Raw genomic sequence first — 26888 nt, 5'->3', positions numbered from 1 at the left:
CCATGACCAACAGATCCAACGATCAGATTTTCACGAGAACCAGACCCATGTTAATGGGTCTGGCCTATCGCATTCTCGGCTCGCATCACGATGCCGAGGATGTGGTTCAGGATGTCTATGAAACCTGGTTGACCAAAGCCGCTGATGATACCATCCAAAAACCGGAAAACTGGTTGGCCCTTGCCTGCAGCCGCAAGGCGATCGATCGGTTAAGAGCGCGCAAAAGGCAGCGGGAAACCTATCCCGGCGAATGGCTGCCAGAACCGGTCCGGACCGATCAGGAAGAAAGTGCGGAACATCAGATCCTGCTGTCTGAAAGCCTGACAACGGCCTTTCTGCTGGTTCTGGAGAAACTCACTCCGAAGGAACGGGCCGCCTATTTGCTGCGCGATGTGTTCCAGACCGACTATCAGGACATTGCCGAACTGCTCGCCATCGAGGCCACCACCTGTCGCCAGCTTGTCAGCCGGGCGCGCAAACGTCTTACACAAGAGCGCGACCATAAAGCCCCCCCACCCCGACAACAAAAACAGCTGGTCTCGGCCTTCCATCAGGCCATAACGGACGGCAATATGGACGGTCTTCGCTCCCTGCTTGCTGCCGATGTGTCTCTTTATGCCGATGCGGGTGGCAAGGCCACATCCATCAGCAAACCGGTCTTCGGGGCCAAGGCAGTCGGCAAATTCTTTGACAAGGTGCTGCTGCCCATTTGGCAGGAAAGCAATGGCATCCTTGCGGATATCGAGTTGAACGGCCAACCGGGTCTGACCCTTCACATCGATGGAAAGCTCGATTCAGCCATCACTTTTGCCTTTGATTCCAACCGGCAGGTGGAAGGCATCTTCATCATTCGCAATCCCGACAAACTGACGCGTCTTGATCGCACGGTGCCTCTGACATGACTGGTGGCCTGACTGGTGACTGACTGGTGCCTGACTTGCGCAAGGAACCAATGCCCCCCATATCTGAAAGGAAACAAGTCAGAGGGGACCCTGCGTGAGCCATCGCCATTATACCGAGGATGAACTGGAACTCTTGCCACCCGAACAGGCGGCTGAGGATGAAAAGGGCCATCGCGACGCCAAAACGGCCCGCAAGGCATCCGAGGTCCGCAAGCAATTCTGGTCCGTCATCGCCAAGGCAGCAAAACAACTGCCGATCATCGAGGAAATTGTCGCGGGTTACTATTGCGCCTTTGACCGCAACACCCCCTTCAAGGTGCGCCTTACCCTGATTGGTGCGCTGGCCTATTTCGTCCTGCCCCTTGATGTGGTGCCCGATTTCATCGTCGGCATTGGCTTTGCCGATGATGTCGCCCTGCTGACTTATGTGCTCAAAACCGTGCACAACAACATCACCGACACCCACCGCCTGCGGGCCAAGCAGGCCCTGTCCGAGCATGACATTCATGTCGAGCGATAATTGGCACGTAGAGAGATAATTGGGCTCGTCGGATGTAGGACTGCTTTAAAGGGTAATCACCACTTTGCCCTTCACTTCCCTATTTTGAATGGCGGCAATGGCCTTGGCGGTGTCTTCTAATGGATAGCTCTGGTGCAAATGCGGCTTCAGCTTGCCCTCACTCACCCATTGCATGATCAAGGCCATATTCTGTGCATGCTCTTCGGGGTTGCGGACGATTGCCTCGCCCCAGAAGACGCCGAGCAGATCGACACTTTTCAGCATCACCAGATTGAGCGGCATTTTCGGGATCGTGCCGGAGGCAAAGCCGATCACCAGAAAACGCCCATACCAGCCAGTTGCCCTGAGCGCCGCTTCCGCCAGATCCCCGCCGACCGGATCATAAACAACATCGACCCCGTGCCCTTTGGTCAGGCCCTTCAGCGCCAGTTTCAAATCACCAAGCTTGTAATTGACCCGCAAATCAGCGCCATGGACCTCGCACAGATCAAGCTTTTCATCGGACGAGGCACAGGCGATCACCCGCGCGCCCATCAGCTTGCCGATCTCCACCGCCGCAAGCCCAACCCCGCCAGCCGCCCCTAGCACCGCAAGGGTCTCCCCCGGCTGCAGCTTCGCCCGGCTTTTCAGCGCATAGATGGTCGTGCCATAGGTGATCATCAGCCCGGCGGATTGCTCAAACTCCAAAGCCTCGGGCATCAGGATGGCTTCCTCCGCATTGACCACCACATACTCCCGCGCTCCGCCCCAGCGGATATAGGCAAGGACCCGCTCGCCGATGCGGGCCGGATCCACACCCGCACCGACCGCTTCGATCTCACCGGAAATCTCGCCTGCGGGCGAGAAGGGCAAATCAGGCGTATATTGATATTTGTTGCGAATGATCAGCGTGTCGAAAAAATTGAGCGCCGCCGCCCGGACCCGGATCAACACCTGCCCCTCTTCGGCCACGGGCTTGTCGATCTCTTTGAGAACCAGATTTTCGGCCGCCCCGAACGCCTCACACAGCACCGCGCGCATGCTTTCCTCCCTCAACAGGCAATGTCCTTCAAGGCCCGCCGATCACATAGGGTCCACGGCGGCCTTCCAGTGCTCTAGAGCTAGCATGCCGGGGCAGCGTCCAAAAGATCAAACCCGCCCCTTGCCCTGAAAGTCGAAGTGTGTGCCGCAAAGGAAAAGCATGGCCGCGCATGACACCGATCGGGCTTTTACACTGCCAGCCTTCCATTTTTGCATCTTTGAGGCTAGAAAAGCGCGACTTTCAAACATCAACTGCCCGCAAAAAAGGGCAGACAGGGCAAAAGGGACGAGAGAAACACATGCGGGGTTATTTCGCCATCGGCGTGGAAGGTTTGTCCAAGGAGGGCAATTTCGGCAATCTGGTGCGCACGGCCCATGCTTTTGGTGCCAGTTTCTTTTTCACGGTCGCAGCAGAACGCACTTTCAATCGGCCCGGCACCGACACCTCCCGCTCCTCTGATCATATCCCCTATTATCCATGGGACAATGCAGAAAGCATGCAGTTGCCCAAAGACTGCCGTTTGGTCGGTGTTGAGCTGACCGACGATGCGGTGGATTTGCCATCATTCCGCCATCCCACCAAGGCGGCCTATATCCTTGGACCAGAACGGGGCAACCTGACCGCCGCGATGCAGGAACGCTGCGAATTCATCATCAAGATCCCGACCCTTTTCTGTCTCAATGTCGCCACCGCTGGCGCGATCATCATGTATGACCGGGTCCAGTCGATGGGTGGTTTCACGGATCGTCCGGTGCGCGTTGGTGGCCCGGCGGAGCTCAGAACCCATCAGCATGGCAAACCCAAATTCCGCTCGGGCGTGCCAGACGCTCTTAAAGGCTAACACCCAAATTCGTCTCGAAAAGGACACTGTCTGCATGATCCCTGCCCGCTTTGCTCACATACTCTTTGGCCTGTTTCTCTCCGGCCTGATGTCCTTCATCGTCTCTGGCATCGCCACCTATCGCGCTTTGGGCCTGATGGATGGCTTCATGGGCGAATGGATCGGCTCATGGCTTTCTGCTTGGGCAGTGGCCTTTCCCTGCGTGCTTGTCGTGGCGCCAATTGCCCGCCGTCTGGTGGCCTTTTTGGTGGTCAAACCGGACCAACCCACAAGCTGATGGGCAAACTTCCCGCCGCAAGCCTGCCTTGCCCTTCTCCTGCCTTAATTGGCTTCAATTCTGCTTGGAAATTTTCAAAATCAGGGCCGTTTCGCGCGGAAAACCGTAAAATCCGAAGAAAGACAGCAATTTTTTCTTTGGCTTCACGGTTTGGTAACCCCGATCTTGGTAAATGTTGAATGAATGAACTGGAGCCACGTGCTCCTGATGGAATCCAGTCGAACGGCGACAGGTAGAGATGAAAAGCGTAAAAATCCTCGGTGCAGCCACCCTTTTCGCACTTTCCGCCACTGCAGCTTTTGCGCAGGGCGCAGCGACGCGTGTAGAGCAATTCAAGGACTGGGGCACATATGTCTTCAATGATCCGCAGCGCGGTAAGATGTGCTTTGCGGTCAGCCAGCCCAAGGACATGGAACCCAAGAATGTGAACCGCGATCCGGTTTACTTCTTCATCACCACACGTCCGAGAGAAGGTGTCCGCGAAGAAGTCAACGTGATCACCGGCTATCCTTACAAGGAAGGCTCCAAGACCACCATTGAAGTCGGCTCTGACCGCTTCACCCTTTACACCTCTGGTGATGGGGCATGGTTGGAAAATGCAGCCGAAGAAGCCCGTCTGGTTGGCGCCATGCGCCGCGGCTCTTCGATGATCGTGCGGGGCACATCCCGCCGCGGCACTCTGACCGTCGACACCTACTCCCTGTCTGGTGTCACGGCAGCCAGCCGCGCAGCGGTTGATCAGTGCAAATAGGCAAACAGCCGAGCTTCGGCCCGTATCTTGAAAAGACGAACGGAAAAAAGCGGCTGACAAGGCCGCTTTTTTGCATTATACACCCCACTTCATATTCACGAGCCACCCCCTGACAGGCCAGCCGCCATAATGGTGAAAGGCAAAAGGGCAAGGTTCTGGTCTGCTCCCAACTAAGACGCAATCGCGCGCGGGGCGGGTCGTTCCGGAATGGTGGCCTCCAAGGATCGCACAGAGGCGATCGGCCTTGAAAAGAGGAGCCTGCAGCCACGCTGCAGCCAATGACCATGGACACTGCATCCCTTGCGGCAGACGCCGCCACGCCCGCTGCTGCCGACAATCCAGCCGCGTCTGAAACTGTCGCTATTGAAACCAGCCACGGTTATAGCTGGCCAGCCCTTGATCCGGACAAGCTCAATCTTGTCGGCATGGATCGCGGTGATCTGGGCGAAGCCATGCGCCGGATCGGTGTTGCGGAAAAACAGATCCGCATGCGCGTTAACCAGCTCTGGCACTGGATCTATATTCGCGGCGCGACCTCGTTCGATCAGATGACCAACATCTCCAAGGATCTGCGCTCCAAGATGGCTCTGGTCTACACAGTAACCCATCCCGAACTGGTCGCCGAGCAGATTTCGGTTGATGGCACTCGCAAATGGCTGCTGCGTTTCCCGCCGCGCGGCGCTGGCAAGCCAGTGGAAGTGGAAACGGTCTATATTCCGGATGAAAATCGCGGCACCCTGTGTGTTTCCTCTCAGGTTGGCTGCACACTCAACTGCACCTTCTGCCACACCGGCACCCAGAAGCTGGTCCGCAACCTGACGTCGGAAGAAATCGTTGCCCAGCTGCGCGTCGCGCGCGAAATGCTCAATGACTTCCCCGAGCGTGAGCCGGAAACCGGAGCCATTGTGCCAAAGGCGGGGCGCTTCGTTTCCAACGTCGTGATGATGGGCATGGGTGAGCCGCTCTTCAACTATGACCATGTCAAAACGGCCATGCTGATCATGTCCGACGGTGATGGCCTGTCCATTTCCAAGCGCCGCGTCACCCTGTCGACCTCGGGCCATGTGCCAAATATCGAGCGAATCGGTGCGGAAGCGGGCTGCATGCTGGCCATTTCCCTGCACGCCACCAACGATGAGCTGCGCGACGAACTGGTTCCGATCAACAAAAAATGGCCTCTCAAAGAGCTGCTTGAAGCCTGCCGCACCTATCCCGGCGTCTCCAATGCCAAACGGATCACCTTTGAATATGTGATGCTCAAAGGGGTCAACGATTCCATTGACGACGCCCGCCAACTGGTCAAGATGCTGCGCGGCATCCCTGCCAAGATCAACCTCATTCCCTTCAACCCATGGCCGGGCACCCAATATGAATGCTCCGACTGGGAACAGATCGAGGAATTTGCCGATTTCATCAACCGCGCAGGCTATGCCTCGCCGGTTCGCACGCCGCGCGGCCGTGATATTTTCGCCGCCTGTGGCCAGCTGAAATCGGAAACCGAGCGTCTGCGCAAGGTGGAACGGGACAAGCTCGAAGCCGAATTGGCCGCTTTGGAAAGAATGCGGCTGGCCAATCTTGCAGGCGACGGCCATGATGACGATATGGAAGGGGACGACTAGAAGCCCTTGCGGCTTCATTCTCCCGCCTCTGCGCACACACGCAAAATAACAGGACCAAACCAGTGAGCCTTTCCCGCATCATCGCCCGCCTTTTCATGGTGCCCATCGGACTCATTCTGGCTTTGCTGGCGGCTGGGGTCTTTCTTGGATTTGCCCTGTTGGCAATGGACCCGAATTTCGCAGGCCCCGGCCCAGATCCGGTCTTTGAGAATGTTTTCTCGGTCTTTACCGGCGTCTTCATCGCTGGCATCTTCGGCTCGATCGGTTTCTACCCGATCCTGCTCGGCCTGATCGTTGCCGAGATTCTATCCTGGCGCAGTCTTTTTGTTTATCTCGCCTACGGCCTTATCCTGTCGCTGTTTGCCTTCCATGCACCGGGCGAACGGGTTGATGAATTGGCCATTGCCCTTGATATTCGTGCCATGGCCGCAGGGCTGGTCGGCGGCTTTGTTTATTGGCTGGTAGCAGGGCGCGGCGCAGGCATCGTCAAACGCACCCTCACCAACAAGCCCCGCAACCTTTAACGCCCAATCAACAATCCGGCGGGGCACTCTCCGGCAAACAAAGCCCGATTGTCTTCCAGCAAGCGCGACAGCCGCTCGATCATCGTGCGGATTTCTGGCCGATGGCGATCATCGTCATTGACCACCAAATGCAGACGAACCGTCAGCTCCTCAATCACATCACTGGCCCTTATGAGCTCCGGCGCAGCATCGCCAAGAAAGCAGGGCAAAACACTGCGCCCCTGCCCCGCTTTTATCATTTGGAACAGCACATGCGGGCTGTTGGTCCAGCCATAAATCTCCAGATCGTGCCGCTCATAGACCCACCGCTCTGAAGCAAAGCGCGCATCTTCCTTGCCCAGTGAGACCCAAGGGCGATCCGCATCCTCACCAAGATCCTGTGCTTGATAAACCGCATAGGCCACATGCACCGACGGACGCACAGCAAAATTGCCCGTCTGCGGCGGGTTGCTAATGATGGCAATATCGCTGTCCCGGTTGCTCATATTCAGGCCCTCATGGGCATCGAAACAGCAAAAACGAATATCCCCCGGACCGTGCGACAATGCCTTGTTCCTCTGAGCAAGAAACATCGCCAGCCACGAATCCCCCGCAATGCCGACAAAGGGATCGCCAAAGGCCCCGCTATGCCACTGCGTAATCGCGCCCGAGATTGTGGCCATTTCACGCACACGCTCAAGCAGGCAAATCCCATCAGCAGCCAGTTCATATCCGCGGCGCGAACGCTCAAACAAAATGCGATTCATTGTCCGCTCAAGAGCCAACATGCGCCGTCCGATGGTCGGCGCTGAAATGCCCGTGCGCGCCGACGCGGCCGACAGCCCCCCACCCTCGGCAACAATCAAAAACAGTTTCAGATCATCCCAACTTGCTTCCATCTCAGATCATTCCTGAATTGCACCACAGCCCGCACCTTTTAAGCCATGATTGGGCAGACAGTCACGGATCCTTACCCCCGCTTCAACATGCATCCATGAAAAGCATCTTTCATTTGGCGCTCTACAGTTCGTTGCGATCCGGTGCTATTGTCACCTTAACCCGTTAAGTCGCTGTATTGCATCACCAAAATGCAAGCCAGCGACGAAAGGGAGCATCCCAAGGCTCCGCATGCAGGGTTTACGTAATCGACACCAGCCCCCTTCCCCATTGGAATGGACGCCCATCTTATGGCCGCCAATCCACGCGGACGCTTGCCTGCAAAAAATTGGGCCAGCGCCGCGCCGCAAAAGGAGATGACCAGAATGGAAAGCCTGCTCATTTGGAAACGCACCAGCCAGACTGACATGTCGCGCAATGACCCCTTTGCCGATCCCCTCGATCGCCCTGAATGGCAAGGGCTGATGCCGCTTTTGCGGATCTATACCAGTCTCATCCGCTGAAAACACCCCAAAGCCCCACGACAGACGCGTCATCCGTGCGCCTGTCGCCCTTCGCGTCTTCCCTTCTTTGCAAAAATCAGCTAGGACCGCGCAAACCCCTAGCGGACGCCAGCGCAAAGCACGGATCGGACGACAAGCATGATGGACGCCCTGATCAAGCCCCTGATAAGGGAAAGCAAAGACAATCCTGTCTATATGGCGCTGGTCATCACCGGCGCCCTGTCGCTGTTGTTCCTGCTGCTGCCCACCCTCGATTTGTGGGTGTCCAATCTCTTCTTCAGTGAAACCGACGGATTCTGGGCCAAACAGAGCTGGTTCTTTCAGCGCCTGCGCCGAATGGGCATTCTTTGGCCCCGCCTGATCATTCTGGGATTGCTGCTGTTCCTCGTTGCCCGTCTCTTCGCGCCGCAACTGCGCAAGCTGATCTCCATTGCCCACGCCTTGATTCTCATCCTGACGGTTCTGCTTGGCACGGGACTGCTGGTCAATCTGGTCCTCAAGGACCATTGGGGCCGCGCCCGGCCAATCCAGACCGATGTCTTTGGCGGCCAATGGCCCTTCTCCGAAGTTTGGCTGATCGCTGGCAATTGCGAGAAAAACTGCTCCTTCGTGTCCGGCGAAGGCTCGATGTCCTTTTGGCTGTTCGGCCTGCTCTTTTTGGTGCCACTGGCTTGGCGCAAGGTGAGCTTCTGGATCATTCTGGTCTTTGCCAGCCTGTTCTCGCTCAATCGCATTGCCTTTGGGGGCCATTATCTCTCGGACATTCTGCTCTCATGGTCCCTGACCGCTCTGGTCATGGCCCTGCTCTATCATCTCTTCTCGGATAAAAGCCCCCTTGGCTGGACCCCGGAGCGGCTCGAAACCGCATGGGACAGGGCAGGTGCATGGCTTTGCAGCAAATGGGTCCCACCAAGCTGAGCAGAAGCGCGTAGCACGCCCGATCATTTGCATCGATACCATCACGAAGATCGTGCAAACTGATTGGATTCAGACGGAAATTCGCTTCTCCCCCCCTTGCGCAGAACTATATAGCGCCTATAGTGCCGCCAGATATGCTGGAGACTGCATTCTCCTTCCAAATGACACAGGCGCTCACCTTCCAAGCAGCGCCGACAGCGAATCAGGTGAAATCGCATGGCTAAAAAAGGCGATATCAAAAAGGTCGTGCTGGCCTATTCCGGTGGCCTCGACACATCCATCATCCTCAAATGGCTCCAGACCGAATATGGCTGCGAAGTCGTCACCTTCACCGCCGACCTTGGTCAGGGTGAAGAGCTGGAACCAGCCCGCAAGAAAGCCGAAATGCTCGGCATCAAGGACATTTATATCGAGGATGTGCGCGAAGAATTTGTCCGCGACTTCGTCTTCCCGATGTTCCGCGCCAATGCCCTTTATGAAGGCGTCTATCTGCTTGGCACCTCCATCGCCCGTCCGTTGATCTCCAAGCGTCTTGTCGAGATCGCCGAAGAAGTCGGTGCTGATGCGGTGGCCCATGGCGCCACCGGCAAAGGCAATGATCAGGTTCGCTTCGAGCTGGCCGCCCGTGCCCTCAACCCGGACATCCACGTCATTGCCCCTTGGCGGGAATGGGACCTGACCTCGCGCACCAAATTGCTGGAATTTGCCGAGCAGAACCAGATCCCCATCACCAAGGACAAGCGCGGCGAAGCGCCATTTTCGGTCGATGCCAACCTGCTGCACACTTCATCTGAAGGCCGCGTGCTGGAAGATCCGGCTGTGCCTGCCGAGGAATATGTCTATTCGCGCACCTTGAGCCCGGAAGAAGCCCCCGATCAGGCCACCATCATCGAAGTCGGCTTTGAGAAAGGCGACGCGGTGTCCATCGATGGCGTCAAAATGACCCCGGCGGAAATCCTCACCAAGCTCAACCAGCTGGGCCATGACAATGGCATTGGCCGGCTTGATCTGGTCGAGAACCGCTTCGTTGGCATGAAATCCCGTGGCATCTATGAAACCCCGGGCGGCACCATCCTGCTCAATGCCCATCGCGGCATCGAAAGCATCACGCTCGATGGCGGCGCAGCCCATCTCAAAGACAGCATCATGCCGCGCTATGCCGAGCTGATCTATAACGGCTTCTGGTACAGCCCAGAGCGTGAAATGCTCCAGGCGCTGATCGACAAATCTCAGGAATATGTCACCGGCACCGTCAAGCTCAAGCTTTATAAAGGCAATGCCGATGTCATCGCCCGCGACAGCGAGTTCAGCCTCTATAGTGAGGATCTGGTGACCTTTGAGGAAGGCGCGATCGATTATGATCACAATGACGCCGCTGGCTTCATTGAATTGAATGCCCTGCGCCTCAGAACCATCGGTTACCGCAACCGCAAGGCCAAATAGGTCTTTGCAATGATGAAGATATGAGATTGGCGGGGCTTTGCTCCGCCTTTTTTGTGGGAGGCAGGATGACGCCGATCCTCAGACAGCATGAAGAAGACGGCACGCTCTCTAGCGCGCTCTATTCCCCGTGCGAGACCTATCGCTATGCCCTGACGCGGCAATGGGACGAGAGCGGCAAAAAACTGCTCTTTATCATGCTCAATCCGTCCAAAGCCACGGAACTCAAGAACGATCCGACCATCGAGCGCTGTGAGCGACGGGCACGCGCTCTGGGCTTTGGGGGCTTTCGGGCCTGCAATCTGTTTGCCTTCCGCGCCACCGATCCGCGGGATTTGAAAAAGGCCAAGGACCCAATAGGCCCGGACAATCTTTCCCAATTGATGCAAGCCGCCAGATGGGCCGATGTGATTCTGTGTGCTTGGGGAACCCACGGGGCGCATATGGGTCTGGGTCCGGCGATCAAGTCCCTGCTTCTCTCGCAGGGCCACAGCTTGCAGCATCTGGGCCTCAGCAAAGAAGGCCATCCCCGCCACCCGCTCTATATAAGCTACGAAACCCAGCTCGAACGCTGGCACTAAGAGGCGAAAATTTCACGAATGCAAGTTATAGCTGCAACAGCTATAGGCTTAGACAAGTCCAATCAATAGCGAGCTTGACGTAACGAGAACTTCTAATCAAAGTTAGTAGGGAAACAGCCAAGCGATATTGCTGCCGGCCCGCCTTTCGGCAACCAAGCAAAACGCAAGTGCCCTCACCAAGCATTTGGGGGAAATGATGGTGAGGGTAAAAAACGGGCCCACATGTGGGGGGACGGACCCGCCTCATTGTTAGGTGTCCTCGAGGATGAACTCGAGGATAGAAGGTTTGCGTTATTCGTTCCGGAAATAAGGTTACCGGTGTGACAGTATCTATAGCAAACTACTTACTATGGGTCTGTCCTCCAAAGGAGAGGACATTGTGAATAATTACGAGGAAAATCACCATTTACAGAATTTACTGGAACAATGTCGAAACAACCTGGGGGAGAGAGGTTTTTTCCAGCCTTTCCTTGAGCTTGTTAAAGAGCTGAAATCAGTTCAGATTGGGATCTGGAGCCACAAGCATGACGTGCCCAAATGCCTTTTCATCAGAAATTTGGAAAATCCCATCTTTGGTGAAGTGGCTAAGTCCATTTATATGACCGGCTGGTACAAGCAGGATCCGCTGATAGACAAGCTGACCGCCCAGAAAAAGGGAACAATCGAGATTGTGACGCATAGTCAGGTGAAGGGCCTATTCTCCGATGAATTCCTTCTGGCCTTCGCCTCGATCCTGCAAAGCAACAACCCGCTTTCCGGCTTTGCCGACAGAATTTCTATTCTAGCCGCTCTGCCAGATATGCCGATGATCATTCATTTATATTTCCAAAAGTTCGAACAAGTGGATTTAAACCATCCGCTGCTGCCAAAACTCATCGAGCTGATCACCGAACATTTTCCCAGTGCCCCTCAATTGAATGCGGTCTATCAGGAAGCCCCCCATCCAGCGCTTTCCAACCTGTCTGATCGGGAACGAGAAGTCTGTATTGGCATTCTCTCAGGCAAAAAGGCTGAACGAATCGCCGCCGACATGGAGGTTGCTCCCTCCACCGTCGTCACCTACCGCAAGCGTGCCTACGAAAAACTCGGCATTTCCTCGCGCGCCTCACTGTTTGACCTGTGTGGGTCCTGATGCGGTCAATGCCGCGTCTTCACGCGACTGTCACAGCAAGCAGCTAAAGCCTTTGGAGAGAACCGTCAAACGGCTGTTTAACGGACGCTTGTAAAGCCACGTTGCGCGCAACTGGACCTCCAAAAGGGACGCAAAAGACGCCGGGAGGCCAAAAAAAGTGCCCCCCTTGCCCCGTAACGCCCCAGTTTTCGCGGATTCAGAGCTTTTCAAGCCGCAAAAATTCGTATAGAGCTTCTCGCCAATTCCCCAAAGAACGCGGGCTGCCTTTTCGCTCCGGTCGTCACCGGAGCTTTTGGCTGTGCCCTGACATAAGAGACAAACCCTATGAACCTGCGCAACATTGCGATCATTGCTCACGTCGACCACGGCAAAACCACGCTGATCGACGAATTGCTGAAAGCCTCCGGCATGTTCCGTGAGAACCAGCAGACCGAAGAGCGGATGATGGATTCCAACGACATCGAGCGCGAGCGCGGCATCACCATTCTGGCCAAGGTCACCTCGCTTGAGCATGCCGGCACCCGCATCAACATCGTCGACACTCCGGGCCACGCCGATTTTGGCGGCGAGGTGGAGCGTATTCTGCACATGGTTGACGGCGTGATCGTGCTGGTCGATGCAGCAGAAGGCCCGATGCCCCAGACCAAATTCGTGGTCTCCAAGGCCCTCAAACTGGGCCTCAAGCCCATCGTCGCGATCAACAAGATCGACAAACCGGAACAGCGGGCCGAAGAAGTCCTCGATGAAGTCTTCGATCTGTTCGCCAATCTCGATGCCAACGAAGAGCAGCTTGACTTCCCCGTGCTCTATGGCTCTGCCAAGAATGGCTGGATGGCACTGGAGCCGGACGGACCGAAAACCGACATGGAGCCGTTGTTTGATCTGGTGGTCAAGCATGTCCCGGCCCCACAGGTTGAAGAAGGCGAATTCCGCCTGCTGGCAACCACCATCGAAGCCGACAACTTCCTTGGCCGCATCCTGACCGGGCGCATACTTGCCGGTGAAGTCAAGCCGAACATGAGTGTCAAGGCTTTGGCCCGTGATGGCAAGCTGATTGAAAATGGCCGCATCTCCAAGGTCATGGCTTTCCGTGGCCTCGAGCGCCAGTCGATCGAAAAAGGCGAAGCGGGCGACATCGTTTCCATCGCCGGTCTGCAAAAGGCGACCGTGGCTGACACCATCTGCGCGCCATCCGTCACCCAGAGCATCGAAGCCCAGCCAATCGACCCACCAACCCTGTCCATGACCTTCCGCGTCAATGACAGCCCGCTGGCTGGCACCGAAGGCGACAAGGTCCAGAGCCGCGTCATCCGCGCTCGTCTTCTGTCCGAGGCTGAAGGCAACGTGGCGCTGAAGGTTGAGGAAGCTGTCGATTCCGACGCCTTCGTCGTGTCGGGCCGTGGCGAATTGCTGCTGTCCATTCTCATTGAGAATATGCGACGCGAAGGCTTTGAACTCGGCATTGGCCGTCCGCAGGTGGTGATGCAAAAAGATGAGACTGGCGCTGTCACCGAGCCAATCGAAGAAGTCATCATCGACGTGGATGATGAATTTTCCGGCGTGGTGGTCCAGAAGATGCAGGAACGCAAAGGCGAAATGATCGAAATGCGCCCATCGGGCGGCGGTCGCACCCGTCTGGTCTTCTATGCGCCAACCCGTGGCCTGATCGGTTACCAGTCCGAACTGTTGTCGGACACCCGCGGCACCGCAATCCTCAACCGTATCTTCCACGAATATGCGCCCCATAAAGGCCCAATCGCCAGCCGTAACACCGGCGTTTTGCTGTCCAACGGCAATGGCGAAGCGGTTGCTTATGCCCTCTGGCAGCTGGAAGATCGCGGTCCAATGATGATTGCACCGGGCACCAAGGTCTATGAAGGCATGATCGTGGGCGAACATACCCGCGGCAACGATCTGGACATCAACGTGCTCAAAGGCAAACAGCTGACCAACATCCGCTCCTCCGGTAAGGATGATGCGATCAAGCTGACCACGCCATTGAAACTGAGCCTTGAAGCGGCGCTGAGCTACATTGCCGACGACGAACTGGTGGAAGTAACGCCAAAATCGATCCGTCTGCGCAAAATCCTGCTCGACCCGAACGACCGCAAGAAAGCCGAACGCGCAGCCAAAAAGGCTAGTTAAGCGTTCAAAGCAACCAAACAAACAAAAGCCGCACGGAAAAGCATCCGGGCGGCTTTTTTGTTGACTGTTTGGCGCGGGCTGAAGACCTCAGCCCCAGCGAGATGACTCCAAGTTGCAAGCGGCTCACCCCTTTAATGGCTGATCATGGTCGACATCTGCCTTATATGCTGATGATCCGATTGCCGCACATCTTCCGGCTCGGACAATAAGTGAATGCCCAGCCGATTCCCCTGTCGCCAGATCATCCGGGCGTTGGCAAGCAGGCCATCTTTGCGGCTGAAAATAGCAAAAATATCAGGCAAGTGTTGTTCAGCCGGCAGAGACAGCATCATGCCCTCTGCCCCCTGATTGCGAATGACACAATCGACGCTGAAACAATAATTGCTGTAAAAAATTTTCCCGCCCTTCAGCACACGCATGCGCCGACTGGACCGGTTTTCAAGATGAAGGGCCACGCCACACTCCTTTGTACAACCCAAGATTCAATTGCTTCTCTAGGTTGCAAGTTAACAGAGTGTTAAATTTGTGCAGTGCGGATTGCAATTTGCGGTTAACAAAGAGTTAAAGCCTGTGCATTTCTCGCAATGCGTGCAATCACCCCCAAGCCATCAAGCAAAGGAAAGGCCCCTGAAAATCTTCAGGAGCCAAGTGACGTGACAGACATTCTAAAGATGCTGGAAGCTTAACCCCCAGAAGTTTAACCGCCAGATGCTTAACCCCCAGAAGCTTAGCCCCACGGCCCTTCCGGCTCGTCATCTCTGCTTGGCCGATTTGCCCGCGCCGTGCCGCCGCCCCATGGGCCATCATCATGGCCCTGTTGCATTTGGCTGCGGCGCTGGTTGGCGCCCATCGTGCCACCATTGGAAACGGTCAGAGGACCCTCACCGCCATACCATTCCGCCTGCAAGGCTTGCAGCGCGTCGATGCGGTTTTGGGTGTTCGGATGGGTGGAGAAAAGATTGTCCATCTTCTGCCCGGACAGCGGATTGATGATGAACATGTGGGCCGTCGAAGGATTTTCTTCGGCAGTATAATTCACCTCACGCCCTGCCGCATTGGCGATCTTGGCCAAGGCAGAAGCCAACCACAAAGGCTGCCCGCAAATCTGCGCGCCGATCTTGTCCGCCTCATATTCCCGCGTCCGGCTGATCGCCATCTGCACCACCGAGGCCGCAAGTGGCGCAAGGATCATCAGAGCGATCGTCGCGAAAATGTTGGAATTGCCATTCTCGTCGCGGCTGCCGCCAAAGAAGAAAGCAAAGTTGGCAAGCATCGAAATGGCACCGGCCAAGGTGGCGGTAACGGTCATCGTCAGGATGTCATAATTCTTGATGTGGGCCAGCTCATGCGCCATCACGCCAGCCACCTCTTCGTAGGTCAGGCGGTTGAGCAGACCGGTCGACGCGGCAACCGCAGCATTCTGCGGATTGCGCCCGGTGGCAAAGGCGTTGGGCTGCTCGCTGTCGATCACATAGACCTTCGGCATCGGCAGCTCGGCTTCGGCGGCCAGTTTTTCGACAATCTCGTAATATTCCGGTGCGGTGCGGGCATCGACCTCGACGGCATTATGCATCCGCAGGACCATCTTGTCCGAATTCCAATAGCTGAAGACATTCATGCCGAGTGCAATGATGAAGGCGATCATCATGCCCCCCGAGCCACCGAGCATATAGCCGATGGCCATGAACAGGCCCGTCATACCGGCCAGCAACAAAGCGGTACGGAAGAAATTCATCTGCTGTCACATCCTCTTTTCAGGGTTCATCGCCGCCAACAGGGCGCGAAAAGTGTCTTTTTGACCATTTGGATCACCGACACTTATCCTATATGGTAGAGGATAGAGTAGAATTTCAAGTCAATCAGGACCGCCAAGGACACAGCATGACCCGTGATCCGTCAAATACCCCGCCAGAACAAGATCAAGAAACCAAGGCTGAGCAGGATGACAATGTCGTCCAGTTTCGTCAGGCGGTAGAGATCAAACAGCCGTCTCAGGCTGCCGCTGAAGAAGCCGCCAAGCCTCGTCGCGCCTTCGAAGACCTGCCACCGGCCGCCCAGCGCGCCTTGCTTGAAGCCGAAGAACGCCGCAAGGAGCGCGATGCCCTGAAGGAAAGCGCCGAACGGCCGAAGGAATTTGGTGGCCGTGGCGGACTCGACCCGTCCCGCTATGAGGATTATGAAATTGGTGGCCGCACCATCGATTTCTGAGCCAGTCATCTGGCCAACAAAAAAGCGGGCCTTCCAGCCCGCTTTTTCATATTCGTATATCTTTCAGGTCTCAAAGCTCGGCTGACCGCGCCCAGAGATTGATATCTTCTTCGCGAGCATAAAGATCGATCTCGTCCAGTTCCTCGGCACTGAAATCGAGATTGCCAATCGCGCCGACACAATCCTCCACCTGCTCAGGGCGCGACGCCCCAATCAATGCCGTGGTGATGCCCCCATTGCGCAACACCCATGCAATTGCCATCTGCGCCAAAGTCTGACCACGACGCCTAGCAATCTCATTGAGTTTGTTCAGATTGGCAATCGCCGCATCCGTCAGACTGTTCGGATTGAGCGACTTGCCCTGCACCGCGCGGGAATCCTGCGGCACCCCATTGAGATATTTGTTGGTCAGCATACCTTGCGCCAGCGGCGTGAAGGCAATCGAACCAACCCCCAGCTCATTGAGCGTGTCTTTCAGGCCATCCGTCTCGACCCAGCGATTGAGCATATTGTAGCTTGGCTGATGAATGAGGCATGGAGTGCCCAACTCGTTCAGGATCGCCACGGCTTCCCGCGTGCGTTGGGAATTGTAGGACGAAATGCCAACATACAAAGCCTTGCCCTGCCGCACGATGCTGTCGAGCGCGCCCATGGTTTCTTCCAGCGGGGTTTCCGGGTCAAAGCGGTGGGAATAGAAAATATCGACATAATCAAGCCCCATCCGCTTCAGCGACTGGTCACAAGAGGCGATGAGATATTTCCGGCTGCCCCATTCCCCATAAGGCCCCGGCCACATGTCATATCCGGCTTTGGAAGAAATGATCAACTCGTCGCGATGATGCTGGAAATCAGTGCGCAGGATCTCGCCAAAGGCTTCCTCGGCGCTGCCATAGGGAGGGCCATAATTGTTGGCGAGGTCGAAATGGGTGATGCCCAGATCAAAGGCCTTCTGACAAATGGCCCGCTTGGTCTGGTGTGGCGTGTCATGGCCAAAATTGTGCCACAGCCCCAATGAGATGGCAGGCAGCTTTAGCCCCGACTTGCCACAGCGACGATACAGCATGCTGTCATAGCGATTGTCTGCAGGTACATACATCTTTCTCTCCCCTTATCGCCCGTGACTGCGATCATAGGCGTTGAGGGCCGGAGAGGTCCAACCCTCAAGCACCCCGTCACGGGGTTTGTAGATTTCCATCAAGAGCGGATGGCAAGCTGCCACATCGCTGGTATGTTCCGAACCGCAATCCCCGCCCGGACAGGCGCTTTGCACCGCCAACAGGTCAATCTCGGCAAACAATTCCAGATAGTCGCCGGGGCGCACCGGGCTTGCCTTCATGAAATATTGCCCCGTATCGCGGGTAAAGCCCGTGCACATGAAGACATTGAGCACATCATGCACATGCCGCTCCGCCTCCTCCAGAGACAGCCCCCGCGCATCGGCCAAGGCACGGGTCAGGTTCGAATGGCAGCAATGGTGATAGTCGGTGCCGCCAAGCAACTTGCCCGTATAGGGATCGCATCGCGTGCCGATCACATCATGCACCGAGCCGCCATAGGCATCGATACCATACCAGTTGAGTGTATCCTCAACCACCGTGGCAATCGGGCGCAGATAGGGCAGGTTCGACCAGAGTTGATCGCCAATCGTCACATGGGTGCCGTGCAGGGCGCGGGTCTTGCCGGTAAACAGCCGCTCGCTCAGATCGGCTTTGTTGAACAGATTGAGATCACCGACCTGTGGCCCTTCAATGGAAACGGTGCGCAGAAAATGCCCGGCAGGCACTTCGATCGCGGCCGCCTCACGCGGCGGAACAATCACCTCGGCCACTTTTTGAGCTCCTTCGCGCGCCTTGACATAAAGCGCCATATCGGGCTTGGGCAAAGTCTCGGTTGGATAACAGATCACGGGCTTCACGGCCCGGCGCATATCAGCGTCGGAAGGGGCAGCTCTGGTCATGGGAAAGGCCTCACGGCAAACTGGTGGGTTTCGCCCAGTCTGTCAGACAACAAGCCACCAAGGCAAGCAAATAAACCCGACGCTCTGACAAGGCCGGGTTTATCTGGTTCACATCATTCAGCCCACTGTGAGCCTTAGCAATTCAAAGCCGGAATGGGGATCGATATGGCGCTCATCCCCCGTAAAACCATAAGCTTTGTAAAATCCCCTGCCTATGGCATTGTCGACAAAGACATCGACCGTCAGTGGCCCCTTGAGCTTGGCAGCGTGATCAACCAGTGCCCGGCCCACGCCTTGCCCATGCCAATCCGGCCGGACAAACAGCCCGCCAATATGCCATATTTGCTCCATCTCGAGCAGGCCGATAAAGCCAACAACCTCACCGTCCACTTCATGGACCCAGGTCTCGGCCATTTTGAGATAGATGTCGCGGGTCAGGATTTCGGCCCGGTCTTGGAATTGCGTTGATAGAAACGGATGTGCCAGATCACTGGCCGCGCGCCACAAGGCGATAACGGCCTCGGTATCCTGATCTGTGTAAAGTCGGATCATGTTGAATGTCCCATATAGGTGCCGTTCGGTCGCCTATTTGCAGGCACCGTTGGCAAAACAGAAATGTTGAGAGCGTGACCGCCTTCTGCAGCAAAGATCTGCGCACAAGAGCGATCATCTGAAAGCCAAACTGGCTTCAACCTGTCACCGGGACATCAAAACTCCTGTTGCAATGAAACTTAAGGAAACAAATACAACACTCTGACAAACCCAGCAAGCCCAACACGGCAAGGCTTCCCCCTCTGACCGAAGTTCCCACGGTTCCGTTTTTTCCCTTTCCGGCTCGGTCTTTTTCGTCCATATGATGGATATCAAGGCGATGACATGCCCGATATTTAGGGATGAAAGAAAAGAGGCCTTGAGAGCGAGGCCGAAGATCGGGGGACCATCATGCGATTGATCGTGGACGGGCTGGGTTGCATCAGGGGCGGACGCCCGGTGCTCGAACATGTCAGCTTCACACTGGATGGCGGCAAAGCCTTGGTCGTCACCGGCCCAAATGGTATTGGCAAATCCTCGCTGCTACGCACGCTTGCCGGTCTGGTCCGCGCCCATATGGGCAGCATGCATCTCGAAGGGGGCGATGGAGAAATTGCCGTTGGTCAGCAAGCCCACTATTTCGGCCATGCGGACGCCATCAAACCCGCCTTCACGTTGAAGGAAAATCTCGATTTCTGGCAGGCCTATTATGGCCACCCTACCCGCAGTGCCTTTGAGGCGCTCGATCTGGTCGACCTTAGCGATCTGGTTGACATGCCTGCCGCTTACCTGTCCGCCGGTCAGCGCCGCCGTCTGTCGCTGGCCCGGCTTCTGGTCTGTCATCGGCCTTTGTGGCTGCTGGATGAGCCGACCTCGGCGCTGGATATCGCCTCGGAACGCAAGCTGGAACAGCTGATGGCCGATCATCTGACTGAAGGCGGGATGATCATAGCCGCCACCCATGCGCCACTGGGGCTGCTTCATCCCGACCGCCTGCATCTTGATCGCAATCAGGCCGACGACCTGAAAGACGAATTCGCCGAAGAGAGCGACACACACGAGGAGATCAAGGCATGAGCGCGATGGGTGCCCTCTTTATCCGTGAACTAAGACTGTCCGTCCGCATTGGCGGCGGCGCCTTGATGGGCGTGTTGTTCTTCCTCATCGTCGTCACCGTCTTCCCCTTTGCCGTGGGGCCAGATCTCAACCTGCTTGGGCGCCTTGGCCCGGCCATTTTGTGGATCGGCGCTTTGCTCGCCACCCTGTTGGGGTTGGACCGACTGTTTCAGGCTGATCAGGAAGATGGCTCGCTTGATCTGCTGCTGCTTGGCGATCATCCACTGGAATTGATGGTGCTGGTCAAATGCGCCGCCCAATGGATCGCCACAGGTCTGCCGCTGGTGCTCGCCACCCCGCTCCTGTCGCTGTTTCTCAATCTCGAACCGGTCGGCATTGCGGCGGTCACCGCCACCTTGCTGGTTGGCACCCCGGCCCTCACCCTGATCGGGGCAATCGGCGCGGCCCTGACGGTTATTCTGCGCCGCGGCGGCCTTTTGTTATCGATCCTAATCCTGCCGCTGACCATTCCGATCCTGATTTTCGGGGTCAGCGCCTCAGTTGGCGCGGTCACAGACCCGGCTCCGTTTGACACGCCCTTCTATATTCTCTGCGCTCTGTCGCTGATGTCGCTGGTTGTTGGCCCGATTGCTGCGGCCGCAGCTTTGCGAGGCGCACAGGAATAGACCGGATCTATAGCCCAAAGGTATCGCACCATGTGCGCCTTCCTTACGAAATCGTAATCCGCCAGCGACATGACACGTGATATTGGTCAAGGCGGAAAGCACGCTTCCGCCATAATCATCAATCAGTCTCAGCCAACCGACCATTGGCCGGGCTTAGGGAGAGAGCAAGCCACACTGCGCACGGGGTCGCACCCGAGCCACCCGGATACCGGGATAATGTGCAGATACGGGTCCTGTGATCCGAATATGGCTTGCAGCAGGTTTGAACGCAGGGACCACGCATGACAGATACGCAGAAGAAGTCCTTCAGCATTTGGGATCTGGCAAATCCGACACGTTTCTTGTCGATTCTCGACAAGATCATGACACCGCTCGTCATCCTGACGGTGGTGGCCTTTGCTGCCGGTCTTTATCTGACCTTTTTCTACGCACCGGACGATTATCAGCAAGGCGCGACGGTCAAGATCATGTTCATCCATGTGCCCGCCGCCTGGCTGGCCATGTTTGCCTATATGGTGATGACCATTGGCTCCCTCGGCACCTTGATCTGGAAGCATCCGCTGGCCGATGTTTCGGCCAAGGCCGCTGGCCCCTTGGGGGCTGCCTTCACGTTTGTTTCGCTGGTCACCGGCAGCCTGTGGGGCAAGCCCATGTGGGGCACCTGGTGGGTCTGGGATGCGCGCCTGACCTCGATGCTCGTTTTGCTGATCATCTATCTTGGCTTGATGGCCCTCTGGCGCACCATTGACGATCCGATCCGGGCGGGCAAAGCCGCCGCCATTCTGACACTCGTCGGCTTTATCAACATCCCGATCATCAAATTCTCGGTCGACTGGTGGAGCACCCTGCATCAGCCCGCCAGCGTGCTGACCCTTGACGGACCGAAAATCCACGCCTCGATCCTGATTCCGCTGTTGGTGATGGCCTTTGCTTTCACGTTACTGTTCACGGCCCTTCACTTCAAGGCCATGAAGAACGAGATCCTGCGCCGCCGCATTCGCACCATGCAAATGCAGGCCGCCCGCTCTGTCGCCTCCGGCAATGGTGCGGTCGCCGCCTCACGCGCCACCCCGTCGGGACAAAAGCCCGCCACAACCCACTGACAGGCAGGAGACAGACAGCATGTTTGGCAATTATGCAGGTTTCATCATCGCCTCTTACGGCGTCACCCTTGCCACCATAAGCCTGCTGATTCTTTGGGTCATCATCGATGGCCGCACGCAGGCGAAGGCTCTGGCGGAACTGGAAGCACGCGGCATCAAACGCCGGTCCGCTCGCCGAGCCTAGACCCTATCCTCCCATTATGCGATCAAGGCGACAGCCATGAGTGACAAACCAGACATTCCCAAACAGGCCCGACCCGAAAAGGCCAAAGTGCCAGACACAACAGAGCTGGACCCAGACAAGAAGGGCGGCATCAATTTGCTGATCCTGTTGCCACTGATCATTTTCGTCGGCATGGCGGGCCTGTTCGCCTATCAGATGAAATTCGGCAACAATCCCAATGAAGTCCCCTCGGTCCTGATCAACAAGCCAGCCCCGGATTTTGACTTGCCAGCATTGGATGCCAAGTTCGGGATCGTCCGTCCAGATCAGGGTGAGCTACCGGGCTTCAAGACCGCCGACCTTCTGGGCAAGGTCTCGGTTGTCAATGTCTGGGCCTCCTGGTGCCCAACCTGCCGCGACGAGCACCCGATTCTGCTCGATCTGACCCAAGACCCACGCTTTGAGCTGGTGGGGCTGGCCTATAAGGATGAACCGGCCAACTCCGCCCGGTTCCTGAGCAACCACGGCAATCCGTTCGACGCCGTCGGCATGGATCTTTCCGGCCGCACAGGCATCGATTGGGGCGTCTATGGCGCCCCAGAAACTTTCATTGTCGACACCAAGGGTGTCATCCGCCACAAACATATCGGGGCCCTGACACCGCGCTCTGTGGCTGAAAGCTTCATGCCAAAGCTCGAGGCCATTCTGGCCGAGCAATGAACAAGCAATGAGTTTGGCCTCACACGCCAATATCAGACAGACAAAAGGGCCCAAACGGGCCCTTTTTCATTGCGTCTTCATTGAATCTCGATCGAGCGCTCAGGAGGACTTGCTCTCATCAGGCGCATAGCGGGTCAGCAAAGGCATTTGGAAAGCCCCGAAAATCATGGTGATCGGCATCACCCCAAAGACCTTGAAGTTAATCCACATGTCGGTCGAGAAATTGCGCCAGACCACTTCATTGACAATCGCCAGAAAGAAGAAAAACACCCCCCAGCGACGGGTCAGGATCCGCCAGCCTTCGGCATTGAGCTGAAAGACCGAGTCAAACACATAGCCAAGCAGGCTCTTGCCAAACAGCAAGCCCACCAGCAGCACGGTGCCGAACAGGGTGTTGACGATGGTCGGCTTCATCTTGATGAAGGTATCGTCATGCAAATAGAGCGTCAGCCCACCAAAGACGAACACCACCACCCCGGACACCATCGGCATCACCGGCAATTTGCCGAACTTCAAGCGCGACACGACCAGAGACAGGATGGTCGCAACCATGAAGGCAGCCGTGGCAAGGAAAATTGGTTCCAGCCCGATCCCCAGCCAATCAGCGATAGCCTGACCGCGGGCATTGGCAAAGAAAAAGACGATCAGTGGCCCAAGTTCCAGCGCCAGCTTCAAAAGCTGGCCACTATCGGCCTGTTCGGTGGGCAGATTGTTTTCGGGTTTGTCTGACTGATCCATAACTCTTATTCGCTCACTTGGCTGGTTTGGTTCTGTTTTGTGACCCGTCAGGCCCGATCACCCTGCAAGACCGGCGATCGCGCGGGCAAAGTCGCCGCTCTCAAACGGTTCGAGGTCGTCGACCCCTTCCCCGACACCGATGAAATGCACCGGCACTTTATGCTTGGCGGAAATGGCCACCAGAATGCCGCCACGCGCGGTGCCATCCAGCTTGGTCATCACCAGGCCGGTCACACCGGCCATTTTCTTGAAGACTTCCACCTGATTGAGCGCATTCTGTCCCGTGGTCGCATCCAGCACCAGCAGGACCGAATGCGGCGCCTGCGCATCATGCTTCTTGATCACCCGGACGATCTTCTGCAACTCATCCATCAGCTCGGTTCGGTTTTGCAGCCGTCCGGCCGTGTCGATCATCAACACATCCATCCCGGCGGCCTTGGCCTCGTCCATCGCATCATAGGCAAGGCCTGCCGCATCAGCGCCAACCTCGCGGGCAATCACCGGACAGCCGGTGCGTTCACCCCAGATTTTTAGCTGGTCAATGGCCGCCGCACGGAAGGTATCGCCTGCCGCCAGCATGACCTTCTTGCCTTCATCGCCGAGCTTTTGCGCCAGCTTGCCGATGGTCGTGGTCTTGCCTGCCCCATTCACGCCGATCATCAGGATCACATGCGGGCCACTTTCAGGCTTGGTCACCACCATAGGCTGGGCGACCGGACGCAGGACCGCATCCACCTCCTCGGACAGAATGGCCTTCACCTCGTCGTCGCTCACTTCCTTATTGTAGCGACCATCCGACAGGCGGTCGGTGATCGCCATCGCGGTTTCCACCCCGAGGTCGGCCTGAATGAGAATGTCTTCAAGATCCTGCAGCGTATCATCATCCAGCTTGCGCTTGGTGAAAATGGCGCTGATCCCTTCTCCAAGCGCTCCGGATGAGCGTGAAAGCCCTTGCTTCAGGCGATCAAACCAGGACCGTTTCGGCTCAGTTTCAGATTTAGGCTCAGGTTCGGCAAGGGTCGCCTCAACGGCGATGGGAGCCTCTGCGATGGGCTCGGCAACAGGATCCGCCCCAGAACCTTCCCCAGAATCCTGTTCGGAAGGCTCAAGCGTCTCATCGCCCGGCATGTCCGGCTGAGGCGCGTCCGCAATCAACTCCGCTTCAACATTGACCGCTTCGGCAGCATCCTTGGCGGATGTATCACCTCCAGGCGCTTCAGATGCACCCGGCGCGTCGGAGGCAATCTCCTTCGCAGTGTCCTTTACAGCCTCTTCTTCGGGGGTCGCATCGGGTGCCGTCTCATCTGGGGCCTTGTCATAAGACCCGAACAGAAAACGGGAAAGACGTCCTTGTTTGGCCATGCTCCCACTCCTTTTGTCACTTCGGGCACCGGCCTTCGGACCGGGCCATCAAATCTTTAAATCCCGACGGCCAGCAAATGGCGATGGGTCGCATCGACGATCCGGGCAGGAACAATCTCCCCCGGCTCACCAAAATCAATCTCCGTCAGGGTGAATTGCTCGGTCCGCGCCAAACCGTTGCGCTCGACCAGCAACTGCACCTCCCGTCCAATCTGGCTCTGCAAATGCCGCTGCAACGCGGCCTCGCCCGCCTCTCGCAGACGCTGGGCCCGCTCACGGATGACAGGGCCTTTCACCGCAGGCATCCGCGCTGCAGGTGTACCGGGTCGCGCCGAAAAAGGGAAGACATGCAAATGGGTCAGATCGCATTCCTCGACAATATCAAGGCTGCGCTGGAACATATCCTCGGTCTCAGTTGGAAAGCCAACGATGATATCCGCGCCAAACACCATATCTGGCCGCAAGGCCCGCACCTCTTTGCAAAAGGCAATCGAATGATCCCTGTCATGGCGGCGTTTCATCCGCTTGAGGATCATATTGTCCCCCGATTGCAAAGACAGATGCAAGTGTGGCATCAAGCGCGCTTCATTGGCAATGCAATCCATCAAATCCGGATCGGCCTCGACCGAGTCGATCGACGAAATCCGCAAGCGCTCAAGAGAAGGCACATGCTTGAGGATCGATTTGACCAGCGCACCCAATTTTGGCTCACCGGGCAGATCGGCTCCATAGGAGGTGATATCCACCCCGGTCAGCACCACTTCCCGATAGCCATTATCGACCAATTTGGCGATCTGATCGACCACCGGTCCCATCGCTACCGAGCGGCTGTTGCCCCGACCAAAGGGAATGATGCAGAAGGTGCAGCGATGATCGCAGCCATTCTGAATCTGGACGAAGGCGCGGGCGCGCCCTTCCAGCCCGTCAATCAAATGAAGCGCGGTTTCCCGCACGCTCATAATGTCATTGACCCGGATCTTCTCGGCCATCGGCACGCCGAAATCAGGCACCGACTTGTAACTGTCCGACTTCAGCTTGTCGTCATTGCCGAGCACCAGATCCACTTCCTCCATCGAGGCAAAGCGTTCGCTCTCAGTCTGCGCAGCGCAGCCTGTGACGATGATCCGGGCGTTGGGATTGTCGCGCTTGGCACGGCGGATCTGCTGACGGGCCTGTCGCACGGCCTCATTGGTCACCGCACAGGTATTGACCAATATGGCATTGTCGAGTCCCGCTTCGGTTGCCTGCTGCTTCATCACTTCGGATTCATAGCTGTTGAGGCGGCACCCGAAGGTCAAAACCTTGATGCTCATCCGGCATTCTCCTGCGCATCCACGCCGAGCTTGCGCCAACTCAGATCATCAAGATCAATCTCACCGACATATTCCAGCTCGGTGCTGCCGGTCATCAGGATGTGATCGTCTGCCTCACGCCATTCGATGGTCAGATCGCCACCGGGCAAATGCACCAACACCTTGCGGTCGGTCAGCCGATTGCGAAAGGCAGCAACCCCGGCCGCACAGGCCGCTGTGCCGCAGGCATTGGTCAGCCCGACGCCGCGCTCCCAGACTTTGAGGGTCAATGCGCCGCGATCATGCACCTGGGCCAGCGAAATATTGGCCCGCTCGGGAAAGATCATGTGGTTTTCGAGCAGCGGCCCCACCCGTTCGAGACCATAGCTTTCGACATCCTTGTCGACCCAGAAGATCGCATGGGGATTGCCCACATTGACCACTGACGGGGAATGCAGAACCGGCGCATCAATCGGTCCGACCTGCAACTCGATCGCGCGCGTATCCTCAAACGGTTCGGCCAGAGGGATATCCTGCCAACCGAACTTCGGCACGCCCATATCGACACTCACCATGTCGGGTGCCCCTGCCCCACGAGCCAGCAAATGGCCAACAACGGTCTGAACCGAAACTTGGGTCTTGCCCGTTTCTTCCATCAGCAAACGGCCGATACAGCGCGTGGCATTGCCACAGGCTTCGACCTCACCGCCATCCGCATTGTGAATGCGCATGAAGACATCGGCTCCATCGGGCGAGGTTTCCAGCGTGATGAACTGATCGCATCCCGGGCCGGTTGCCGGATCGGCAAGCGCACGCACAGCTTCCGGCCCCAATTGGGGCTTGGTCTTTCGCGCATCAATCACGATGAATGCGTTGCCAAGACCGTTCATTTTCAGAAACTGCAGACGAGTGGCCATAGGGGAAGCCGTTCCTTGATAAGATACTGTTGAGGGGTGTGAAAGGATGTAAAATTGTCAAGCCGACAAGGCCTACGCACTTTCGGCGGCTGAATAGCCCCCTAT

30 protein-coding genes are annotated in these 26888 nt (G+C 56.8%); 19 read left to right on the top strand and 11 right to left on the bottom strand.

Annotated features, from left to right (window positions below; genetic code table 11):
• Positions 1-2: 2 nt before the first annotated feature.
• Together sigJ and DSD30_RS04335 are read left to right on the top strand one after the other, a co-directional pair.
• The gene (gene sigJ, locus DSD30_RS04340) at positions 3-902 is read left to right on the top strand and encodes an RNA polymerase sigma factor SigJ (protein WP_114008315.1); all 900 of its coding nucleotides are present in this window, start codon (positions 3-5) and stop codon (positions 900-902) included.
• A 133-nt stretch (positions 903-1035) separates the two neighbouring features.
• Positions 1036-1422 (top strand): YkvA family protein, encoded by a 387-nt coding sequence (locus tag DSD30_RS04335; protein WP_114008641.1) that lies wholly within the window; start codon positions 1036-1038, stop codon positions 1420-1422.
• A gap of 45 nt (positions 1423-1467) precedes the next feature.
• Here DSD30_RS04335 and DSD30_RS04330 read toward each other — a convergent pair whose 3' ends face one another.
• Positions 1468-2442, bottom strand: a complete 975-nt coding sequence (locus DSD30_RS04330) for an NADPH:quinone oxidoreductase family protein (RefSeq protein WP_114008314.1) — start codon at positions 2440-2442, stop codon at positions 1468-1470.
• A gap of 299 nt (positions 2443-2741) precedes the next feature.
• Here DSD30_RS04330 and DSD30_RS04325 point away from each other — a divergent pair, with 299 nt between their 5' ends.
• The 5 genes from DSD30_RS04325 (at position 2742) to DSD30_RS04305 (ending at position 6455) form a co-directional block, all read left to right on the top strand.
• On the top strand, positions 2742-3284 hold the full coding sequence (locus DSD30_RS04325) for an RNA methyltransferase (RefSeq protein ID WP_114008313.1): 543 nt from the start codon (positions 2742-2744) through the stop codon (positions 3282-3284).
• A gap of 34 nt (positions 3285-3318) precedes the next feature.
• Positions 3319-3561, top strand: coding sequence for a DUF2798 domain-containing protein (locus DSD30_RS04320; protein ID WP_114008312.1), 243 nt, complete (start codon positions 3319-3321; stop codon positions 3559-3561).
• A 238-nt stretch (positions 3562-3799) separates the two neighbouring features.
• A complete protein-coding gene (locus DSD30_RS04315) occupies positions 3800-4312 on the top strand; it encodes an invasion associated locus B family protein (RefSeq protein ID WP_114008311.1) in 513 nt (170 codons plus the stop codon).
• A 284-nt stretch (positions 4313-4596) separates the two neighbouring features.
• Positions 4597-5931, top strand: a complete 1335-nt coding sequence (gene rlmN, locus DSD30_RS04310; RefSeq protein WP_198662812.1) for a dual-specificity RNA methyltransferase RlmN — start codon at positions 4597-4599, stop codon at positions 5929-5931.
• 62 nt (positions 5932-5993) lie between these two features.
• On the top strand, positions 5994-6455 hold the full coding sequence (locus DSD30_RS04305) for a hypothetical protein (RefSeq protein WP_114008309.1): 462 nt from the start codon (positions 5994-5996) through the stop codon (positions 6453-6455).
• Here the strand turns inward: DSD30_RS04305 and DSD30_RS04300 are convergent.
• Positions 6452-7333, bottom strand: a complete 882-nt coding sequence (locus DSD30_RS04300) for a LysR family transcriptional regulator (protein WP_114008308.1) — start codon at positions 7331-7333, stop codon at positions 6452-6454. The two genes, DSD30_RS04305 and DSD30_RS04300, sit on opposite strands and share 4 nt — an antisense overlap.
• 363 nt (positions 7334-7696) lie before the next feature.
• Here DSD30_RS04300 and DSD30_RS21465 point away from each other — a divergent pair, with 363 nt between their 5' ends.
• The 6 genes from DSD30_RS21465 to typA all read left to right on the top strand — a co-directional run bounded on the left by DSD30_RS21465 (position 7697) and on the right by typA (position 14050).
• Positions 7697-7834 carry a hypothetical protein gene (locus tag DSD30_RS21465; protein ID WP_157967556.1) on the top strand — a complete coding sequence of 46 codons (138 nt, stop codon included), beginning with the start codon at positions 7697-7699 and terminating at the stop codon, positions 7832-7834.
• A 138-nt stretch (positions 7835-7972) separates the two neighbouring features.
• Positions 7973-8752, top strand: a complete 780-nt coding sequence (locus DSD30_RS04290) for a phosphatase PAP2 family protein (RefSeq protein WP_114008306.1) — start codon at positions 7973-7975, stop codon at positions 8750-8752.
• A gap of 216 nt (positions 8753-8968) precedes the next feature.
• A complete protein-coding gene (locus DSD30_RS04285; RefSeq protein ID WP_114008305.1) occupies positions 8969-10195 on the top strand; it encodes an argininosuccinate synthase in 1227 nt (408 codons plus the stop codon).
• 65 nt (positions 10196-10260) lie between these two features.
• A complete protein-coding gene (locus tag DSD30_RS04280) occupies positions 10261-10773 on the top strand; it encodes a DUF1643 domain-containing protein (protein ID WP_114008640.1) in 513 nt (170 codons plus the stop codon).
• Between the two features lie 349 nt (positions 10774-11122).
• Positions 11123-11905, top strand: coding sequence for a helix-turn-helix transcriptional regulator (locus DSD30_RS04275; protein ID WP_114008304.1), 783 nt, complete (start codon positions 11123-11125; stop codon positions 11903-11905).
• Between the two features lie 324 nt (positions 11906-12229).
• Complete coding sequence (typA, locus tag DSD30_RS04270) at positions 12230-14050, top strand: translational GTPase TypA (protein ID WP_114008303.1); 1821 nt, start codon at positions 12230-12232, stop codon at positions 14048-14050.
• 131 nt (positions 14051-14181) lie between these two features.
• Here typA and DSD30_RS04265 read toward each other — a convergent pair whose 3' ends face one another.
• Complete coding sequence (locus DSD30_RS04265) at positions 14182-14505, bottom strand: hypothetical protein (RefSeq protein WP_157967555.1); 324 nt, start codon at positions 14503-14505, stop codon at positions 14182-14184.
• Between the two features lie 272 nt (positions 14506-14777).
• Positions 14778-15785, bottom strand: a complete 1008-nt coding sequence (htpX, locus tag DSD30_RS04260) for a zinc metalloprotease HtpX (protein WP_114008301.1) — start codon at positions 15783-15785, stop codon at positions 14778-14780.
• Between the two features lie 242 nt (positions 15786-16027).
• On the opposite strand from htpX, the gene DSD30_RS04255 reads away from it, so the two are divergent.
• Positions 16028-16258, top strand: a complete 231-nt coding sequence (locus tag DSD30_RS04255; protein WP_245418377.1) for a DUF1674 domain-containing protein — start codon at positions 16028-16030, stop codon at positions 16256-16258.
• A gap of 70 nt (positions 16259-16328) precedes the next feature.
• On the opposite strand, the gene mgrA is transcribed toward DSD30_RS04255, so the two are convergent.
• The 3 genes from mgrA to DSD30_RS04240 all read right to left on the bottom strand — a co-directional run bounded on the left by mgrA (position 16329) and on the right by DSD30_RS04240 (position 18767).
• Positions 16329-17354, bottom strand: coding sequence for an L-glyceraldehyde 3-phosphate reductase (gene mgrA / locus DSD30_RS04250; RefSeq protein WP_114008299.1), 1026 nt, complete (start codon positions 17352-17354; stop codon positions 16329-16331).
• Between the two features lie 12 nt (positions 17355-17366).
• The gene (locus DSD30_RS04245) at positions 17367-18215 is read right to left on the bottom strand and encodes an urea carboxylase-associated family protein (protein ID WP_114008298.1); all 849 of its coding nucleotides are present in this window, start codon (positions 18213-18215) and stop codon (positions 17367-17369) included.
• A gap of 117 nt (positions 18216-18332) precedes the next feature.
• Positions 18333-18767, bottom strand: coding sequence for a GNAT family N-acetyltransferase (locus DSD30_RS04240; protein ID WP_114008297.1), 435 nt, complete (start codon positions 18765-18767; stop codon positions 18333-18335).
• A gap of 390 nt (positions 18768-19157) precedes the next feature.
• On the opposite strand from DSD30_RS04240, the gene ccmA reads away from it, so the two are divergent.
• The 5 genes from ccmA (at position 19158) to DSD30_RS04215 (ending at position 22474) form a co-directional block, all read left to right on the top strand.
• Entirely contained in the window at positions 19158-19823 is a 666-nt protein-coding gene (ccmA, locus tag DSD30_RS04235) for a heme ABC exporter ATP-binding protein CcmA (RefSeq protein WP_114008296.1), read from the top strand.
• Between the two features lie 5 nt (positions 19824-19828).
• On the top strand, positions 19829-20488 hold the full coding sequence (gene ccmB, locus DSD30_RS04230; protein ID WP_114008639.1) for a heme exporter protein CcmB: 660 nt from the start codon (positions 19829-19831) through the stop codon (positions 20486-20488).
• 281 nt (positions 20489-20769) lie between these two features.
• A complete protein-coding gene (locus tag DSD30_RS04225) occupies positions 20770-21591 on the top strand; it encodes a heme ABC transporter permease (protein WP_114008295.1) in 822 nt (273 codons plus the stop codon).
• 19 nt (positions 21592-21610) lie between these two features.
• Entirely contained in the window at positions 21611-21775 is a 165-nt protein-coding gene (gene ccmD, locus DSD30_RS04220; protein ID WP_114008294.1) for a heme exporter protein CcmD, read from the top strand.
• A 36-nt stretch (positions 21776-21811) separates the two neighbouring features.
• Positions 21812-22474, top strand: a complete 663-nt coding sequence (locus DSD30_RS04215; protein WP_114008293.1) for a DsbE family thiol:disulfide interchange protein — start codon at positions 21812-21814, stop codon at positions 22472-22474.
• 99 nt (positions 22475-22573) lie between these two features.
• Here the strand turns inward: DSD30_RS04215 and DSD30_RS04210 are convergent, their stop codons facing one another.
• The 4 genes from DSD30_RS04210 to dapF are packed head-to-tail and all read right to left on the bottom strand — an operon-like array spanning position 22574 to position 26783.
• Positions 22574-23212, bottom strand: coding sequence for a septation protein A (locus tag DSD30_RS04210; RefSeq protein ID WP_114008292.1), 639 nt, complete (start codon positions 23210-23212; stop codon positions 22574-22576).
• A 57-nt stretch (positions 23213-23269) separates the two neighbouring features.
• Positions 23270-24574: a signal recognition particle-docking protein FtsY gene (gene ftsY, locus DSD30_RS04205; protein ID WP_114008291.1), complete on the bottom strand. Its 1305-nt coding sequence runs from the start codon at positions 24572-24574 to the stop codon at positions 23270-23272.
• A gap of 56 nt (positions 24575-24630) precedes the next feature.
• Positions 24631-25887, bottom strand: coding sequence for a tRNA (N(6)-L-threonylcarbamoyladenosine(37)-C(2))-methylthiotransferase MtaB (mtaB, locus tag DSD30_RS04200; protein ID WP_114008290.1), 1257 nt, complete (start codon positions 25885-25887; stop codon positions 24631-24633).
• Positions 25884-26783: a diaminopimelate epimerase gene (dapF, locus tag DSD30_RS04195; RefSeq protein ID WP_114008289.1), complete on the bottom strand. Its 900-nt coding sequence runs from the start codon at positions 26781-26783 to the stop codon at positions 25884-25886. Before dapF ends, mtaB begins: the two co-directional genes overlap by 4 nt.
• Positions 26784-26888 lie beyond the last annotated feature (105 nt).

Source organism: Cohaesibacter intestini, from assembly GCF_003324485.1.
In the GTDB taxonomy this organism is placed as follows: Bacteria; Pseudomonadota; Alphaproteobacteria; order Rhizobiales; family Cohaesibacteraceae; genus Cohaesibacter; species Cohaesibacter intestini.
The sequence above is the reverse complement of the archived record's forward strand: the minus strand, read 5'-3'. Positions and strand labels throughout refer to the sequence as shown.

What these genes read in the sequence shown, in the direction of transcription:
- sigJ (WP_114008315.1), top strand. Translation starts at nt 3, where the DNA reads ATGACCAACAGATCCAACGATCAGATTTTCACGAGAACCAGACCCATG.
- DSD30_RS04330 (WP_114008314.1), bottom strand. Translation starts at nt 2,442, where the DNA reads ATGCGCGCGGTGCTGTGTGAGGCGTTCGGGGCGGCCGAAAATCTGGTT.
- DSD30_RS04325 (WP_114008313.1), top strand. Translation starts at nt 2,742, where the DNA reads ATGCGGGGTTATTTCGCCATCGGCGTGGAAGGTTTGTCCAAGGAGGGC.
- DSD30_RS04320 (WP_114008312.1), top strand. Translation starts at nt 3,319, where the DNA reads ATGATCCCTGCCCGCTTTGCTCACATACTCTTTGGCCTGTTTCTCTCC.
- DSD30_RS04315 (WP_114008311.1), top strand. Translation starts at nt 3,800, where the DNA reads ATGAAAAGCGTAAAAATCCTCGGTGCAGCCACCCTTTTCGCACTTTCC.
- rlmN (WP_198662812.1), top strand. Translation starts at nt 4,597, where the DNA reads ATGGACACTGCATCCCTTGCGGCAGACGCCGCCACGCCCGCTGCTGCC.
- DSD30_RS04300 (WP_114008308.1), bottom strand. Translation starts at nt 7,333, where the DNA reads ATGGAAGCAAGTTGGGATGATCTGAAACTGTTTTTGATTGTTGCCGAG.
- DSD30_RS21465 (WP_157967556.1), top strand. Translation starts at nt 7,697, where the DNA reads ATGGAAAGCCTGCTCATTTGGAAACGCACCAGCCAGACTGACATGTCG.
- DSD30_RS04290 (WP_114008306.1), top strand. Translation starts at nt 7,973, where the DNA reads ATGATGGACGCCCTGATCAAGCCCCTGATAAGGGAAAGCAAAGACAAT.
- DSD30_RS04285 (WP_114008305.1), top strand. Translation starts at nt 8,969, where the DNA reads ATGGCTAAAAAAGGCGATATCAAAAAGGTCGTGCTGGCCTATTCCGGT.
- DSD30_RS04280 (WP_114008640.1), top strand. Translation starts at nt 10,261, where the DNA reads ATGACGCCGATCCTCAGACAGCATGAAGAAGACGGCACGCTCTCTAGC.
- DSD30_RS04275 (WP_114008304.1), top strand. Translation starts at nt 11,123, where the DNA reads ATGGGTCTGTCCTCCAAAGGAGAGGACATTGTGAATAATTACGAGGAA.
- typA (WP_114008303.1), top strand. Translation starts at nt 12,230, where the DNA reads ATGAACCTGCGCAACATTGCGATCATTGCTCACGTCGACCACGGCAAA.
- htpX (WP_114008301.1), bottom strand. Translation starts at nt 15,785, where the DNA reads ATGAATTTCTTCCGTACCGCTTTGTTGCTGGCCGGTATGACGGGCCTG.
- mgrA (WP_114008299.1), bottom strand. Translation starts at nt 17,354, where the DNA reads ATGTATGTACCTGCAGACAATCGCTATGACAGCATGCTGTATCGTCGC.
- DSD30_RS04245 (WP_114008298.1), bottom strand. Translation starts at nt 18,215, where the DNA reads ATGACCAGAGCTGCCCCTTCCGACGCTGATATGCGCCGGGCCGTGAAG.
- DSD30_RS04240 (WP_114008297.1), bottom strand. Translation starts at nt 18,767, where the DNA reads ATGATCCGACTTTACACAGATCAGGATACCGAGGCCGTTATCGCCTTG.
- ccmA (WP_114008296.1), top strand. Translation starts at nt 19,158, where the DNA reads ATGCGATTGATCGTGGACGGGCTGGGTTGCATCAGGGGCGGACGCCCG.
- ccmB (WP_114008639.1), top strand. Translation starts at nt 19,829, where the DNA reads ATGGGTGCCCTCTTTATCCGTGAACTAAGACTGTCCGTCCGCATTGGC.
- DSD30_RS04225 (WP_114008295.1), top strand. Translation starts at nt 20,770, where the DNA reads ATGACAGATACGCAGAAGAAGTCCTTCAGCATTTGGGATCTGGCAAAT.
- ccmD (WP_114008294.1), top strand. Translation starts at nt 21,611, where the DNA reads ATGTTTGGCAATTATGCAGGTTTCATCATCGCCTCTTACGGCGTCACC.
- DSD30_RS04215 (WP_114008293.1), top strand. Translation starts at nt 21,812, where the DNA reads ATGAGTGACAAACCAGACATTCCCAAACAGGCCCGACCCGAAAAGGCC.
- DSD30_RS04210 (WP_114008292.1), bottom strand. Translation starts at nt 23,212, where the DNA reads ATGGATCAGTCAGACAAACCCGAAAACAATCTGCCCACCGAACAGGCC.
- ftsY (WP_114008291.1), bottom strand. Translation starts at nt 24,574, where the DNA reads ATGGCCAAACAAGGACGTCTTTCCCGTTTTCTGTTCGGGTCTTATGAC.
- mtaB (WP_114008290.1), bottom strand. Translation starts at nt 25,887, where the DNA reads ATGAGCATCAAGGTTTTGACCTTCGGGTGCCGCCTCAACAGCTATGAA.
- dapF (WP_114008289.1), bottom strand. Translation starts at nt 26,783, where the DNA reads ATGGCCACTCGTCTGCAGTTTCTGAAAATGAACGGTCTTGGCAACGCA.